Below are 15,333 nucleotides of genomic sequence, written 5' to 3' on the forward strand. Positions count from 1 at the left end.
AACACTACTAAAGTAGGATTATTTTTTACACCATGAAAACATATCATAAAAAAAGCGGTTAAACCAAATTAGTTTAACCGCTTATAAAATCGTAAAAGACTAAAAATTATTTTGCAAGAATTAACTCATCCACAATATTTTTAGCGCCACCAAGTTTATCTACAACAAACAACAAGTAACGAACATCTAAACAAATAGTACGGTTTAGCTCACCATCAAAAGCTATTTTATGGCTTAAGGCTTCGTAATTTCCATCAAAAGCAAGGCCTATTAATTCGCCCTTTGCATTTAAAACAGGAGATCCTGAATTACCACCTGTAATGTCGTTGGTGGTAATAAATGTTACAACAATGTCATTTGTTTTTTTGTCGACGTATTGACCAAAATCTTTGGCAGCAATTAATTCAATTAATTTCGCCGGCGCATCAAATTCGTAATCTCCCGGCGTATATTTTTCCATAACACCACTGAGTGTGCAAATTTCTTTGTAGTTAACCGCGTCTCTTGGCGAATAGGATTTTACGTTTCCAAATGACACGCGCATGGTTTGATTAGCGTCTGGATACAAAGCTTGTCCTTTTTTCATTTCTAAAACACCTTTAAGGTATTTATTTCCATAAGCATAATTCGTAGAAATAAAATTTTTATAAAATTTAGAATAGTTGTTGTTGTAATTATTAATGAAAGCCAAAGCTGTTGAATAAGCTAAATCTTTGTGTAAGATCGCTGTATCAGGATTTTCAACAAAAGCAGTAAATCGTGCAGCGTTTAACAAGATGCTTTTTTCAAAAACATCTTTTGCAAATTTCTTATAGGTTTCATCTTTTTCAAGATCACCATAACTTGTTTTTAATTTAGTATAAAACTCTATTGGTTGTTGGTTTGCATCTACATCATGATAGTACATGTTTAACACCGTTGCAAGAATGCTTTTATCTGAAGCCGTGTTTTCATCTTTATTAAAGCGTTCGAAACTGGCTTTAACCGCAGCAGTTGCTTTAGTTACGGCTTCAGGCTTAATCTCCTTAGCAGATAAAGCGTCATCGAGTGCTTTTAGACTGGAAGAAGCCGCTAAAAGTGGAGAACCCATGATTCCTTCGTTTAAATACACGCGGCCTTTAGCATAGGGTCTCCAGCTATCATACGAAGCTTTAATTCCAGAGAAAAGATTATCGTATTCAGACTTTCCTTTTGCCCAGGTTTCAAACTGTTTTTCTTCTTTTTCTTTTTGTGCAAGAACATTGTGTTTAATCAATTGCTTTGTTTCTCCATCAAAAAACTTCCAGTAATTTGCAATGCCGGCATATGAGCTTGCTAATTGAATTTTAACCGCAGGATCTTTTACCATTTCAGTCATCATGGCTTTAAGTCTTGCATCACGAAGCGTCACAAGGTTTGGATTCTCAATGTCGATTTTAAGTTTAACGCCATGAGAAGTTTCGTAACGGTTAGTGCCGCCAGGGTAACCATAAATCATCGCATAGTCACCGTCATTCACACCTTTAATAGATACTTGTAAAAATTGTTTTGGTTTATAAGGTACATTTTCAGCTTTAAAATCTGACGGTTTTCCATCTGCAGCCATGTATACTCTAAAAATGGAAAAATCACCTGTATGACGAGGCCACTCCCAATTATCTGTGTCTCCACCAAATTTACCAATGCTTTCAGGTGGTGCGCCAACTAAACGCACATCGGTATAACGTTGGTAAGTAAATTTCAAAAACTGGTTGCCTTTAAAAAAACTGCTTACACGTGTTTCGTAACCGGTTCCGTCAGAGGTTTTTCCTGACATTTCGTTAAGCACTGTTGTTAGTTGAGTTGTAATATCTTCTGGCTTAACATCCTTTATTTTAGTAAGCACGGCCTCTGTTACATCTTCTATTTTAACCAAAAACTGCACGCTTAAACCAGGACAAGCAATTTCTTCTTGTTTACTTTTAGCCCAAAAACCATCTTTTAAATAGTTGTGATCAACAGTACTCGAAGCTGCAATATTAGAATAACCGCAGTGGTGATTTGTAAACAATAACCCTTCTTTACTCACTACTTCAGCAGTGCAACCGCCACCAAAAAGTACAATAGCATCTTTTAAACTATTAGAGTTCATGCTATACAATTGTTCCTTGGTTAATTTAAGACCTCTTTTTGTCATGTCAGCGTATGTTTTCTCTCCAATTAAATGAACAAGCCACATACCTTCATCGGCCTTTACTGAAATACTGTTAATTGTAAAAAGTACAATTAGGGTAATTATTATTTTTTTCATGAATAAATTAATTTGTGAGATGCAAAAATAGCATTGAATTTGAAATAACAGCATGTTTTATGTCAATCATTAGTCTTAAAAGGCCTTACACGGCAATTCTTACCAAGAAATCACGTCTTTTGGGGGATTTAATAAAAAGAATTCCTCGAAGCCGATATCGGCTTTACTTCGGGGTGCCTAGTTTTTTTGGCCACGAATTACGCGAATTAGCATGAATGAATTTTGTTAGTAAAAATTAGTGTAATAGTGGCAGGATACTTCTAGACTCTGCCTCGAGGATATTCAATTAAAGAAAGTATCTTTATAAATAATACTTCGAATTTATGAAAAGAATCTCGTTTTGTTTTGTTTTAATTTTTATAGTTGGGCATTTACCTTTCGCGGCGCAAACCACTGAAAAAGAATACAGCAATGGACACGGCGGAAAAATAAAGTTGCCACTTGGTGATATTTCATTTGCCGATAAAATGGTGAGTTATAAAACAGGCACTCCAGCTCCTATTCCTGAAAACAGAAATCCTAATGATGGAATTGGTAAGCCAGACTTTAACGAGATGAGAGTAAGTGGCTTTGTGTCTTTAGGAACTGGGGGTGAATTAATTTTGGCCTTTACTGACAATGCCTTAGTAAATATTGAGGGTCCAGATTTATATGTTTTTGAAGTGGGAAGATATGTTGAAGAAACGTTTTTGTATGTTTCAAAGAATGGAAAAACCTGGATTAACGTTGGGAAAATAAGTGGCGGCAACGCTTTAATTGAAATTGGCGATTCAACAAAACCTGGAGATATTTTTACTTACGTGAAACTGGTAGACGCAGGAACAACTTCCAAAAAAGGTGATCACATGTGGCCGGGTGCCGATATTGATGCGGTTGCCGCAATTGGTTCAGCAAAACAATTATCCTTAAATTCTCTGTACTTATTTAATACCAATGAAGCGAAAATTAAAACAACGGCAAAAAAAGAATTGGACGAAATTATAAATGAACTGAAAGCAAATCCACTATTTAACCTTGTTATAAATGGCCACACCGATAGTACTGGGAATAAGAAATTAAACCAAAAATTGTCGGTTGATCGTGCTGAAGCAATTCGAAATTATTTCGTAACAAAACTACCCGAATTAAAAAATAAAATTACAACAAATGGTTATGCCGATGAGATGCCTGTGTCAACAAACCTTACAGATGAGGGGCGAGAAAAAAACAGAAGAGTGGAAGTGTTTTTTATACCGATAAAAAAATAAGAAGAAATAGAATCAAAAGTATAAAAATTTCTCTTAGAAAATGTGCTAGCACTGACAAGAATACTACCTGTTACTTAAAAGCTTGCCAAAAACGCCCACATTACGCGTTCCTTTTCAAAAATAAAACAGCTTAATAGGAAAGCCGGTTCATTTGTTTTATTTGTGACTCCGAAGGGATTCGAACCCCCAACCAACAGAACCGGAATCTGTCATTCTATCCAATTGAACTACGGAGCCATATTTTAGGCAAATATAGCATCATATTTGCTCGCGTAATATAATATTATTGTAATTTTAGCGTTATAAGCTAACTTGTGATTTTGAAATATGTATAGGACTCTCTTTTTTCTTTTTTGTGTAATTTTTTTCCCTGCTTTTTCGCAAGTTGGGCCACGAACCTGGCAAGATAATTTAGGAATTAATTCTTGTAATACGGTAACCAAAAACGGCTCTACCGTTTATGCTTCAAATTATTATGGACTGGTAAAGTTTAATGAAGAAGAACTCGTTACCGAGCCGCTCAACAAAATAAACGGGCTCAGTGACATTGGTATTCGTTTACTGCGCACAAATACCTACAATAGCAAGGTTTTAGTTATTTATGATAACAGTAATATCGACATAATTGACGCCAACGGAAACATCATAAATTACCCGGACATCAAATTAAAATCAATAAACGGAAAAAAAATCATAAATGAAGTCACCTTTGATAAGCAGTACGCTTATTTAGCCTGTGGCTTTGGAATTATTGTGTTTGACACAGATAAACTCGAAACAAAAGAAACCTATATTATTGGGCCAAATGCAACGAATATGCAAATTCAACAAATAGCCTTAAATGATACATATATTTTTGCAGCTACTCCCGTTGGAATGTATAGAGCAAATAGAAGTAGTGCATTAAATAATTATGTTAATTGGACTTTAGACACACTGAGATTGCCAAAAGGTATCTATTGTGGGGTGCAAAATGTTCAAGGTAAAATAGTAGGGTGCTATTGCCCAAGTACTGCAGACGTTGATTTTAAAGGAAAAGATTCCGTTTTTGTTTTTGCAAACAACAACTGGACTAAATTAGAGCCAAATGGCCAAACCATAATAAAAATGGGCCCAGTGTACAAAAATCTTTTTTCTACGGTCGATCCACTTGGTTTAATCGTGAAGGATATAGATTCAATGAGACTTGTACAACAGCTTATTCATTTTGATGGTGTATTTGATTATGGCACATACAGAGATTCTTATTTTGGATTAGATCATTCAAAAAGAGTGTCTTATTGGATTGCCGATGCGCGCTTTGGATTAAATCAGTTTTACGAATATTACGATCCAAACAAAAGAGTTACCCGAAATGGCATGAACAAAAGCATCATTTCAAACATAGATATATTTAAGGGTAAAGTGGCTGTTTCCCCATCATTGATTAACAATACCGGTTCTGGTAATTATTCAAGAGAAGGTATAAATACGCTTAGAGAAGGATATTGGTCATATTTAAAATGTTTAGACGATGATGGTAATATCATTCAAGATGTCACTTCGGTTTTGTGGGATAGAATAGACACAAGCAAAATGTGGATAGCTTCCTGGTATTATGGTGTAATGCAATTCAAAAACAATAAGGCAGTAAGACCAGCCTATACGCCTACCAATAATCCTACTATGAGCACCTATAATGGTGAGCCAAGATGCTCGGGATTAAGTATGGATAAGCAAGGCAATCTTTGGTTTGCCAGTAGCGATCAAAAAGCCTTTTTAAATGTAATTAAGAAAAACGGAGGGTACCAAAGTTTTACTTTTGACGTGACTCACGGTTTTGCCCGGAAAACTTTTACTGACAGAAATAATTATGTTTGGGTTCTTCATGAAAGAGACGGCGGATTAACAGTATATAAACATAATAATTTTGAACCCCCTCGCCTCAATTCAAATTATAAATGGCTCAGTAATTCAATCGGCAACGGTAATTTGCAGTCAAACTCAATTTATTCAATAGCAGAAGATTTAGACGGTAAAATATGGATAGGCACCAGCCAGGGAATTAGTGTTTTTTATAACCCGACAGCAATTTTTAATGGCGGTAATTTTGATTCACAACCAATTAAAATTATTCAAGATGGAAATGTTGAACTTTTGTTGGGCAAGGAAATTGTAACCGCAATTAAAGCCGACGGAGCTAATAATAAATGGTGCGGCACCCAGTCAGGCGGGGTATATTGTTTTAGTCCAGATGGTTTGAAGCAACTTTACCACTTTACGAAAGAAAACAGTCCCTTGTACTCCAATACGATTATTGACATAAATTACAACGATGCTACAGGCGATGTTTTTTTCGGAACAGAAGCTGGCCTGCAATCATTTAGGGGAATTGTTGTGGTGGGTGAAGAGGACTATTCGAGCGGTGTTTATGCTTATCCAAACCCTGTAAAACCTGGTTATCTGGGCACGGTTTTAATAAGAGGTTTGGTGGATGACTCCATTGTAAAAATTGTAGATGAAAGTGGGAATATGGTGTGGGAAGCTAAGTCTAGCGGCGGGCAAATAGAGTGGCCAATAACAACCTTTGCTAACACAAGAGCAACTTCTGGAGTCTATATCGTTTACGCTTCTAACGCTACAGGAGAACTTCGAGCTTCCACAAAAATTCTTGTTGTAAATTAATGCGTGTTTCCGATCAGGCAATCGTTTTGCAGGCAATTAAGCATGGCGATAAAAAATTTATTTTAAAATTATATACCCGTGGTCATGGAATGATTACCGTTTCCACGCATGTGAGCAATGGTGTCAAATCAAAAATTAAACCTGCAAGCGTTTTACCATTAAGTTTAATGGATGTAGAATTAATTGTAAAAGAAAACAAAGAAATTCATCAACTCACCGAAGCCTCTTGTTATTATGTTAGCTCGCAAATTTCAAACTCTATAGCCAAACTCAGTATTGCTCAGTTCTTAAACGAAATCCTTATCAAAACGCTTAAAGAACAGAGTGCCAACACACACGTTTATGAGTTTATAGAAACATGCCTTAAATTTTTAAACGATACAGACAACTGCATCAATCTTCACCTTTATTTCTTAAGTGAATTTACCCGATATCTTGGCTTTGAACCTCAAAATAATTTCACGTCTAATACTCCCTATTTCGATTGCCGTGAAGGACGCTTTTCTTCGGTGGGTTTAACTATGCCACTTGGATTAAATAAAGAAGATTCTTTGCTTTTTTCTGAATTTTTAAAAATCAACAGCTTAAAAAGTGGTATTACTAACGTTCAACGCCAAACGTTGCTGGAGATTTTGTTGGCATACTATAAATTACATGTGCCAGGCTTTAATGAAGTAAAAAGTCTTGAGGTATTAAGAGAAGTTGTTTCGGGGTAAAACGATACCAAACTTTAAAACGCAAAAAAGCCGCCCGGAATTTCCGTACGGCTTCAATTCTAAAATAAAAGAATCTTATTTATGAGTTTTTTCGCTGCTAACAGTCAATTTTGCGCGACCTTTTGCACGACGAGATGCTAATACACGACGTCCGTTTGCAGTTGCCATACGCTCTTTAAATCCATGTTTGTTTTTTCTCTTGCGTTGCGATGGTTGGAAAGTCCTTTTCATGATATATTTTTATTAAAATGTTGTTTATTCCTAAAAATGGAGTGCAAATATAGAGCTAATTTTTGTTCCGACAAATTTTATTTGAAAAAACTACTGCATTTATTGATGTTCCGATTACAATTTAATGACAAGATAAGTTATTAATGACGTAATTTTGGGGTTTTATATGGCAAAAGAGCAAAAAAGGGGCGCTGGTCCAACCAATAGCGCCAACGACGAATTACCGAAAGCGAAGCTAAATGTAGCCAACTTAAAGCGCTCAATGCGCCTTTTCGCATATTTAGGCAAGCAAAAGTGGAAGTTTGTCCTTGGAATGATTTTTCTTGCGGCAAGTGCTGGCGTTGGGCTTATTTTTCCTCTAAAATCAGGTCAAATGTTGGGTTATTTAGCCGAAAACACCCTTTCACCCGAAGAAATAAGTGGCGATTTAATGAAAATTGGCCTCGTACTTCTCATTATTTTGGTTCTTCAGGCAGCTTTTTCTTTCGGACGTGTGTACCTTTTTGCCCAGGTTACAGAAAACATTCTAAAAGCACTTCGTAAAGACACGTTTAAACAATTGATTCAAATGCCAATGAGTTTTTTCTCAAAAAACCAGGTAGCGGAACTAAGTAGTAGAATGGCAACAGATATCAGTGTAATTTCCGATGCTTTTACCGTTAACATTGCTGAACTTATAAGACAAACCATTGTTGGTGTGGGAGGCCTAATTTTATTAATTGTTACAAGTGAATGGGCCATAACAAAATGGTTTTTAGTTATTATACCACCTTTGACTATTGTTGCTATTATGTTTTCGCGAAGAATTAGAAAATTCTCGAAAGTATATCAGGAAAAAATCGCCGAATCAAACGTTGTGGTGGGCGAAGCGCTTACAGGCATCACGAATGTAAAAACATTTACGAACGAGAAATACGAGATAAATAAATACGATAAAATATCAGAGGTAATTCGTGAGTTCGGTATAAAATATGGCATTTTCAGAGGGTTGTTCTTTTCTTTTGTAATGATTTTTGTTTTTGGGTCTATCTTTTTTATTCTTTGGCAAATGCTTTTTGCTTTAAAAGTAGATAAAAGTATAACAGCAGAAGACTTTGGAACTTTTATGATGCTGTCTCTTTTTGTCGCGGGATCTCTTGGCGGTTTACCAGAACAAATAGCATCTATTCAACGTGCATTAGGCGCCACAGACAGAGTGTTTGAGCTAATTGATGGCGACATAGAAAGTATCGATCTTCTTAAAGACAACAGTATTTTAGAAAAACACACCAAAGGTGAAATTCAATTTAAAAACATTTCTTTTAATTATCCTTCACGACCAGATTTTAATGTCCTTAAGAATATTGATTTTAAAGTGGAAGCAGGCCAAACGGTTGCGTTGGTGGGCTCAAGCGGTTCTGGAAAGAGTACCATTGCTTCCCTCATTCTAAGATTTTATGACCCAACAAGTGGTTCAGTTTTGATAGATGGAATTGATAACAGATCTATTTCACTTACAGAACTCAGAAAACAGATTGCCTTGGTGCCGCAGGATGTCATTTTATTTGCAGGAAGCATTCGTGATAACATTGCTTACGGCCGTCCAAATGCGACTGATCTTGAAATTGAAGAAGCTGCGCGTAAGGCGAATGCGTACGATTTTGTTTTTTCTTTTCCTGATAAATTTCAAACACTTGTTGGGGAGCGTGGGATACAGCTTTCTGGCGGACAACGTCAGCGCATTGCCATAGCACGCGCCGTGCTTAAAAACCCAAGTATTTTAATTCTCGATGAGGCTACAAGCAGTCTTGATAGTGAAAGTGAATACCTTGTGCAAGAAGCTCTAGATAAATTAATGGTTGGTAGAACAAGTGTTGTTATTGCACATCGCTTGGCTACCATAAAAAATGCAGATAAAATTATTGTTCTGCAAGACGGCGTGGTTCAAGAAAGTGGTAAACACCAAGAGTTGATTTTAAACGACCAAGGACTGTACTACAAATTAAGTAAAATGCAATTTGAGCTAAGTTGATTTAGTTAGTAATAAAAAACAGGCAGCCTGTCGAACTGCCTGTTTTGCGTAATAGCCATTTTCTTACTAAACACACTAAAAGGGCAAACAATCTATATCCCAAATAATTTAAGAAAACGAAGTGCGGGCTACTACATATTTTAATCGTTTTTCCAGGTATACAAACAAATACACTTGATTTTAGAAAAGGGTTGGGCAGGGCATAAATTTTAACAATTTTATAATCTCCCCAATTTCTCTGGCTTAAGAAGCCAATAACTGGTAATTATGAGGATACATAAGGCATTAAATAAGGTTCTTCAGCTAATTCTTCTTATTTTTATCATTCTAAAATTCAATTGAATTATGACTTCTTCAAAACCTAAAAAAAGTTTACTAGCCAGGATTCTGAAATGGACCGGAATCTCTTTACTACTGATTATTCTATTATTAATTGCTGCGCCATTTATATTTAAGGATAAAATTGTAGCACTAGTTAAGGAACAGGCCAACGCCAATTTAAATGCAAAGGTAGATTTTGGAGATTTTGATCTTAGTTTAATTTCTTCCTTCCCTGATTTTAGATTTAAAATCCAAAAGGTAAGTGTTATTGGTATTGATGATTTTAAAGATGACACACTCGCTTACATTGGTGAGTTGAGCACAGACATTAATCTTAAAAGTGTATTAAATGGGGGTCCTTATCAAATTAATTCCATCGTAATTGACAAAGCACGTATTTTAGGAAAAGTGCTTAAAAGCGGTGTTGCAAATTGGGATATTGCCAAACCAAGTACCGATACAATTTCTGAAGTTGCGGCAGATACTTCAGCTCCAACTAAGTTTGCACTGAAACTAAAAGAGTTTAAAATTACAGAGGCGTATATTGTTTACGATGATCAAAAGGGCAACATGTATGCTAAGCTAGAAAATTTTAATTATAGCATTAATGGAGATTTCACTCAAGATATTTTTGTGATGAAGAATTTAATGGACATTGCGAAGACAACCTTTAAAATGGACGGTGTTGCTTACTTAAACGAAGTGCACACAAAGATGAAGGCTGATTTAGATATGGACATGCTTCAATCTAAATATACCTTTAAAGAGAATGAGTTTAGTTTGAACGATTTAACGCTTGGCTTTGATGGCTATGTGTTAATGCCTGATACAAATATTGATATGGATTTAAAATTTGGCGCAAAACAAACCGAGTTTAAAGCCATTTTATCTTTGATACCAAGTGTTTATAGCAAAGATTTCGCTTCAGTAAAAACCTCTGGAAAAATAGCACTTGATGGGCATGCTAAAGGAAGATATAACGCTTCGCAGCTACCTGCGTTTGGCGTGAACCTTTCTATTGTTAATGCGATGTTTAAATACCCGAGTCTTCCTAAGTCAGTTGATAAAATCAATATTGATGTTAAGGTTTTAAATCCTACGGGTGTGCTAGATGCAACAACCGTAGATATAAATAAATTCCATATCGAAATGGCTGGTAATCCAATTGATATTGTAGCCCACATTAAAACACCTATTTCAGATCCGGGAATTAATACCAATATTAAAGGCTTAATCAATTTAGCTTCTGTAAAAGATTTTGTTCCACTTGAAAAAGGAGATAACCTGAGCGGTACAATTAAGGCAGATATTAGTGCTGATGGACACATGAGTGCTATTGATAAAAAAGAGTTCGATAAGTTTAATGCGAGTGGAGCATTTGAAATTGATCAGATGAACTATAAAACCAGCACCTTGCCTTATGAAGTGAAGTTAAACACCATGAAACTTAATTTCACAACACAATACGTTGAACTGGCTGCATTTGACGCCTTAATGGGTAAGAGTGATATCAGGGCTTCTGGTAGAATCGATAATTTATTACAATACATTTTTAAGGACGATCTTATCAAAGGAACCTTTGCCTTAAACAGTAATTTAATGGATCTAAACGAACTTATGGCAAGCGACAGCACTGCGGCAACAACGGCTACCGTTGCCGTGGATAGCACTGCTACTACTGGCGTTTTTGCGGTGCCTGCAAATTATGATTTTAACCTGGATGCTAAAATAAATAAGGTATTGTACACGAATCTTGTTTTAGAAAACATGGTAGGGAACATCGTCGTTAGAGATCAAAAGGTAGACATGACCAATTTAAGAATGAATGTCATTGGTGGTGCTTTGACTATTAACGGTTATTACGAAACAACTAATATTAAGAAGCCTACTGTTGGAATGAATTTAAAAATGGAAAATTTTGATATTCAAACAACATTCAAAACATTTAACTCGGTTAAAAAATTAGCGCCTATTGGTGAATACGCAAAAGGAATGTTTACAGCGAGTCTCGAAAACTTTAAAACATCTTTAAATGATAAAATGGAGCCAGATCTTAATGCAGTTGATGCGCATGGAGTATTCAAAACCAATAAAGTGAGTGTTGGCGGTTTTCCTCCATTTGTAAAATTAGGTGAGGCTTTAAAAATAGAACAGCTTAAAAACATGGATGTTGATAATGTAAACGCGAAATACGCCATCAAAAATGGTCGATTATATTTAGAACCGTTTGATGTGAAAATAGCTGGAATCAACACCAATATTAGCGGTAGCACTGGTTTGGATCAAACAATCGATTACACGTATAAAATGGAGATACCGCGTAGCATGTTTGGTGGCGCTGCAAACAAAGTGTTAGATGGATTAATGGCACAAGCAAATGCGAAAGCTGGCACAAACATTACACTGGGTGAAAAAATAAAAGTAAATGTTTCCATGGGTGGAACAGTAACAAAACCTACTATTAAAACAGGCATGAAGGGTGAAGAAGGTCAGCCGAGTGTTATATCTACCGTTACAACGCAAGCCTTAAATGCAGGTATTGATAAGGCAAACGAAGAAGCACAAAAAATATTAGAGGACGCAAAAGTTCAAGTGGATAGATTAAAAGCCGAAGCAAAAACTTTGTCTGATAAAACAAAACAGGAGGGTTACGCCAATGCCGATAGACTTGTGGAAGAAGCAAGCAATCCGATTGCGAAAATGGCTGCTAAAAAAGGCGCGGAGCTTGCTAAAAAAGAAGTGGATAAAAAAGCGCAACAAATTTTAGATGAAGCGGATGTAAGAGGAAAGAAAATTTTGGACGACGCAAAAGTAAAAGCGGACGCGAAAGCTGCTGAAAGTAAGAAGTAGTTTAATTATGAGTCTCTCAAGGTATGACTTTGAGAGACTTTTTCTTACAGGTCTAAATGTTGAGATTTTACTATCTCGCCATAAAACAAACTAGCAGCTTTATCAAATGTTTCGGGAAGATCGGTTGTGTAAAAATTGAGCAATTTGTTTTTGCTGCATTCTTTCTCAATTTCAGGATGACGTTGTAAATAATCTTTTAAGCCTTTGGCTACAATAGATCCCTGTGAAAGAAGATCAACATTTTTTGGAAGATATTTTTTTATTTTATCCTGTATAAGTGGGTAATGGGTACAAGCAAGAATAACCGCATCAATATTTTTTTGCTGCGCCATCAATTCATCTACATATTTTTTAATAAAGAACTCGGCACCTTCATTATCAAACTCACTGTTTTCAATCAATGGAACCCACATAGGACAAGCTTGCTGATACACTTTTAATTCAGGAAAAAACTTTTCAATTTCAACTAAATAAGATTCGGAGTTTACAGTTCCTTGTGTGCCTAAAACGCCAACATGTCCCGTTTTACTGTGCTTGCCAATAATTTCAGTGGTAGGACGGATAACTCCTAATACTCGTTTAGAGGGAGCAATTTTTGGAAGATCCTTTTGTTGTATGGTGCGCAAAGCTTTTGCTGAGGCGGTATTGCAAGCGAGCACAACTAAATGACATCCCATATTAAATAAGTGCTCTACACATTCAAGTGCATATTCGTAAACGGTTTCAAAACTTCGCGAACCATAGGGAGCGCGGGCGCTATCGCCAAGGTAAATATAATCGTATTGAGGAAGTTCAGAAACAATTTCCTTTAGAACGGTTAAGCCGCCAAAGCCGCTATCAAAAATGCCAATTGGCTGATATGTTTTTTTTTCTTCCAAAACTTTTTATTGAATAATTAGTTGCAATGATTAGAACCACAAATCTAAGCAAACAATAATTTCATTCCGTTGATTTAAACTTTTATTTCCTTGTCTAAAGATAAGGTTGTCAGATTGTAATCCCCGCCATTCAACACTCAAGCCTGCTGTTTTTTGTGGTTTAATTTCAAAACCAATGGTTGCACCTCTAATATACTGGCCAATGGAAAGGCTTCCTGTAAGAATGCGATTAGGATCGGAGAAATCTTCTAATCGGCCATAAACATCTAACATTTTGTGTAGCTTATATTTCGCAACCAGGGTGCCAGCATAAGTTACCGCGGCTTTAGCAGTATCTCTCAGTAAGGAATGCTGTTGTACGCCATAGTTAAGATCAATCCCAAGGGTAAACTTATCATAAATAAAAGTGGCGTAAAAGTTCTGGTAATAGCGTTGGTGTTTTGTCTTTACGGCGTCTGGCGTTTCATCGCAGGTTAAGAAGTTGTACGTGAGAGAAATGTTCTCACTGAGATTATAGTTTGCTGAAAAACCTAGAGCCTTGTTGGTGTTGTTATCAATGTACTCGTTATAACCATTAAAAATAGAAGCCTGTAAAGTAAGTTTCGATGTCGCAAGGTAGCTAAGCTTAGCCCCGCTGAGGTAATATGGATCATAATAGTCTGGAATAGACATACTCGACGCAATGTTTTCTCTTGGCTGAAAACTCTCTAAACCAATATGAGTTTTAAAAAAGCCAGCGTCGAACCACAGTTTTTTGCTTAACCGAAACCCAGCGTTTGCCTCTTGAATTAAATTAAAAGTTGCTGGCCAGGAACTTTCAGGCACATCACCATAGTGTAAGGTAATATTGCTTCTCATAGAGGAGCTTTTGTATTCCGCACTTATAACTGCCATATTAAGAGAAAACTGATCTTTACGTGGCGCTAGGGTTGGGAATAGCACAAAATTATTGGTTTCTGAATCATCGTCGTAGTAAGCATAGTAGGTGGAAACATAGCCCCCAATTCTAAGGACTGGATGTAAAATGCTATCTATGGCTGAGATAATACGAGTTCCCTGAAGCTGAAGTTTATCATTAGACCTAAAAATGATTTGTGTGGACGTAACAGGATCCGTTGTAAAGTTTGGGGCTGACGATGTTTTTGTTTTTTTTGTCTTATCCGAAGTTTCTTTTTTTTTAGCAGTTAAAGTGTCTTCTATTTGAGCTTGATAAGCTTCTGGAAGTAGATAAAGAAGCACAAAAAGACTTAAATATTTGAAACTTACAGGCATTTTGGTACAAAATAAACACAATAAAAGGACTATTTTTACGTTTCTAGTATTGTTTTGTTAAAAAGAGGCCTTTTATATCTTTTCTGTTTCCTTTTTGTTTCGGGAATTTCACAAATCAAAAAACGAACCTTTGCTCAAAGGGAACTTGGTTTTTTTGGTGGCGGTTCCTATTATATTGGGGATATTAACCCAAGAGGACACTTTAAAGCTTCTCATCCGGCTTTAGGCATATTTTTTAGATACGCGAAGAGTTATCGTTATGCTTTTAGATTCGGTTTTAACTATGGTCAAATAAGCGGGAACGACGCAACAAGCAGTGAACCAGATCAGATTGAGCGCAACCTTAACTTTAAAAGTCAGCTTTATGAATTAAATGCAACGGCTGAATTTAATTTTGTGGAATATCGCATTGGCCATGATCGTTATAAATTCACCATGTTTGTTTTTGCTGGCGTGGCAGGATTTTACTTCAATTCCCAAGCAAACATAAATGGAACCGAGGTTTCATTAAGGGATAATCTTACTGAAGGCAAAGCTTATCCAAAATTTCAATTAAGCATTCCTTTTGGGGTTGGCCTTAAGTGGAACATTGGTGAAAAATGTGGATTAGGAATAGAGTGGGGACCAAGAAGAACATTTACCGATAATCTTGATGATATAAAAGGCAGCTATCCGAATTCAATTGCCACGGAAGGCGGAGGTAGCGTTACGAACCAGTCTTTAAATAACTCTGCAACACCAGGCGATATGCGCGGCAATCCTAGTTCACGCGATTGGTATTTTTATTACGGTGTAACCTTAAACATAAAACTACCCGATCCGAAGAGTTTTTGTCCCGGAAGAGGCAGACGCGCAAGAACGCACTAAATCTTAG

General features: G+C 36.3%; 10 protein-coding genes and 1 tRNA gene. 6 read left to right on the top strand and 5 right to left on the bottom strand.

The features are described 5' to 3' along the window. Positions 1-106: 106 nt before the first annotated feature. A complete protein-coding gene (locus tag P2086_RS04425) occupies positions 107-2,269 on the bottom strand; it encodes a S46 family peptidase (RefSeq protein WP_317899228.1) in 2,163 nt (720 codons plus the stop codon). Positions 2,270-2,592: 323 nt separating this feature from the next. On the opposite strand from P2086_RS04425, the gene P2086_RS04430 reads away from it, so the two are divergent. Next, complete coding sequence (locus tag P2086_RS04430) at positions 2,593-3,516, top strand: OmpA family protein (RefSeq protein ID WP_317899229.1); 924 nt, start codon at positions 2,593-2,595, stop codon at positions 3,514-3,516. Between the two features lie 163 nt (positions 3,517-3,679). Here the strand turns inward: P2086_RS04430 and P2086_RS04435 are convergent. Then, positions 3,680-3,753: transfer RNA gene (locus P2086_RS04435), tRNA-Arg, on the bottom strand. 90 nt (positions 3,754-3,843) lie between these two features. Between P2086_RS04435 and porZ the strand changes: the two genes are divergently transcribed. Both porZ and recO read left to right on the top strand, forming a co-directional pair. Then, a complete protein-coding gene (porZ, locus tag P2086_RS04440) occupies positions 3,844-6,180 on the top strand; it encodes a type IX secretion system anionic LPS delivery protein PorZ (protein ID WP_317899230.1) in 2,337 nt (778 codons plus the stop codon). Beyond that, positions 6,180-6,896, top strand: a complete 717-nt coding sequence (recO, locus tag P2086_RS04445; RefSeq protein ID WP_317899231.1) for a DNA repair protein RecO — start codon at positions 6,180-6,182, stop codon at positions 6,894-6,896. Before porZ ends, recO begins: the two co-directional genes overlap by 1 nt. A gap of 75 nt (positions 6,897-6,971) precedes the next feature. Here recO and rpmH read toward each other — a convergent pair whose 3' ends face one another. Further along, positions 6,972-7,127 carry a 50S ribosomal protein L34 gene (rpmH, locus tag P2086_RS04450; protein ID WP_096091642.1) on the bottom strand — a complete coding sequence of 52 codons (156 nt, stop codon included), beginning with the start codon at positions 7,125-7,127 and terminating at the stop codon, positions 6,972-6,974. Between the two features lie 166 nt (positions 7,128-7,293). Between rpmH and P2086_RS04455 the strand changes: the two genes are divergently transcribed. Together P2086_RS04455 and P2086_RS04460 are read left to right on the top strand one after the other, a co-directional pair. Further along, complete coding sequence (locus P2086_RS04455) at positions 7,294-9,138, top strand: ABC transporter ATP-binding protein (protein WP_317899232.1); 1,845 nt, start codon at positions 7,294-7,296, stop codon at positions 9,136-9,138. A 345-nt stretch (positions 9,139-9,483) separates the two neighbouring features. After that, on the top strand, positions 9,484-12,309 hold the full coding sequence (locus P2086_RS04460; protein WP_317899233.1) for an AsmA family protein: 2,826 nt from the start codon (positions 9,484-9,486) through the stop codon (positions 12,307-12,309). 44 nt (positions 12,310-12,353) lie between these two features. Here P2086_RS04460 and murI read toward each other — a convergent pair whose 3' ends face one another. Continuing rightward, complete coding sequence (murI, locus tag P2086_RS04465) at positions 12,354-13,187, bottom strand: glutamate racemase (protein ID WP_317899234.1); 834 nt, start codon at positions 13,185-13,187, stop codon at positions 12,354-12,356. 30 nt (positions 13,188-13,217) lie between these two features. Next, positions 13,218-14,459: an outer membrane beta-barrel protein gene (locus P2086_RS04470; protein ID WP_317899235.1), complete on the bottom strand. Its 1,242-nt coding sequence runs from the start codon at positions 14,457-14,459 to the stop codon at positions 13,218-13,220. Between the two features lie 54 nt (positions 14,460-14,513). On the opposite strand from P2086_RS04470, the gene porG reads away from it, so the two are divergent. Next, positions 14,514-15,326, top strand: a complete 813-nt coding sequence (porG, locus tag P2086_RS04475) for a type IX secretion system protein PorG (protein WP_317899236.1) — start codon at positions 14,514-14,516, stop codon at positions 15,324-15,326. Positions 15,327-15,333: the final 7 nt, after the last annotated feature.

Source organism: Aurantibacillus circumpalustris, assembly GCF_029625215.1.
In the GTDB taxonomy this organism is placed as follows: domain Bacteria; phylum Bacteroidota; class Bacteroidia; order B-17B0; family Aurantibacillaceae; genus Aurantibacillus; species Aurantibacillus circumpalustris.

Coding starts and splice junctions, on each gene's coding strand:
- rpmH (WP_096091642.1), bottom strand. CDS start 7,127: ATGAAAAGGACTTTCCAACCATCGCAACGCAAGAGAAAAAACAAACAT.
- porZ (WP_317899230.1), top strand. CDS start 3,844: ATGTATAGGACTCTCTTTTTTCTTTTTTGTGTAATTTTTTTCCCTGCT.
- P2086_RS04470 (WP_317899235.1), bottom strand. CDS start 14,459: ATGCCTGTAAGTTTCAAATATTTAAGTCTTTTTGTGCTTCTTTATCTA.
- recO (WP_317899231.1), top strand. CDS start 6,180: ATGCGTGTTTCCGATCAGGCAATCGTTTTGCAGGCAATTAAGCATGGC.
- P2086_RS04455 (WP_317899232.1), top strand. CDS start 7,294: ATGGCAAAAGAGCAAAAAAGGGGCGCTGGTCCAACCAATAGCGCCAAC.
- P2086_RS04425 (WP_317899228.1), bottom strand. CDS start 2,269: ATGAAAAAAATAATAATTACCCTAATTGTACTTTTTACAATTAACAGT.
- P2086_RS04430 (WP_317899229.1), top strand. CDS start 2,593: ATGAAAAGAATCTCGTTTTGTTTTGTTTTAATTTTTATAGTTGGGCAT.
- P2086_RS04460 (WP_317899233.1), top strand. CDS start 9,484: ATGACTTCTTCAAAACCTAAAAAAAGTTTACTAGCCAGGATTCTGAAA.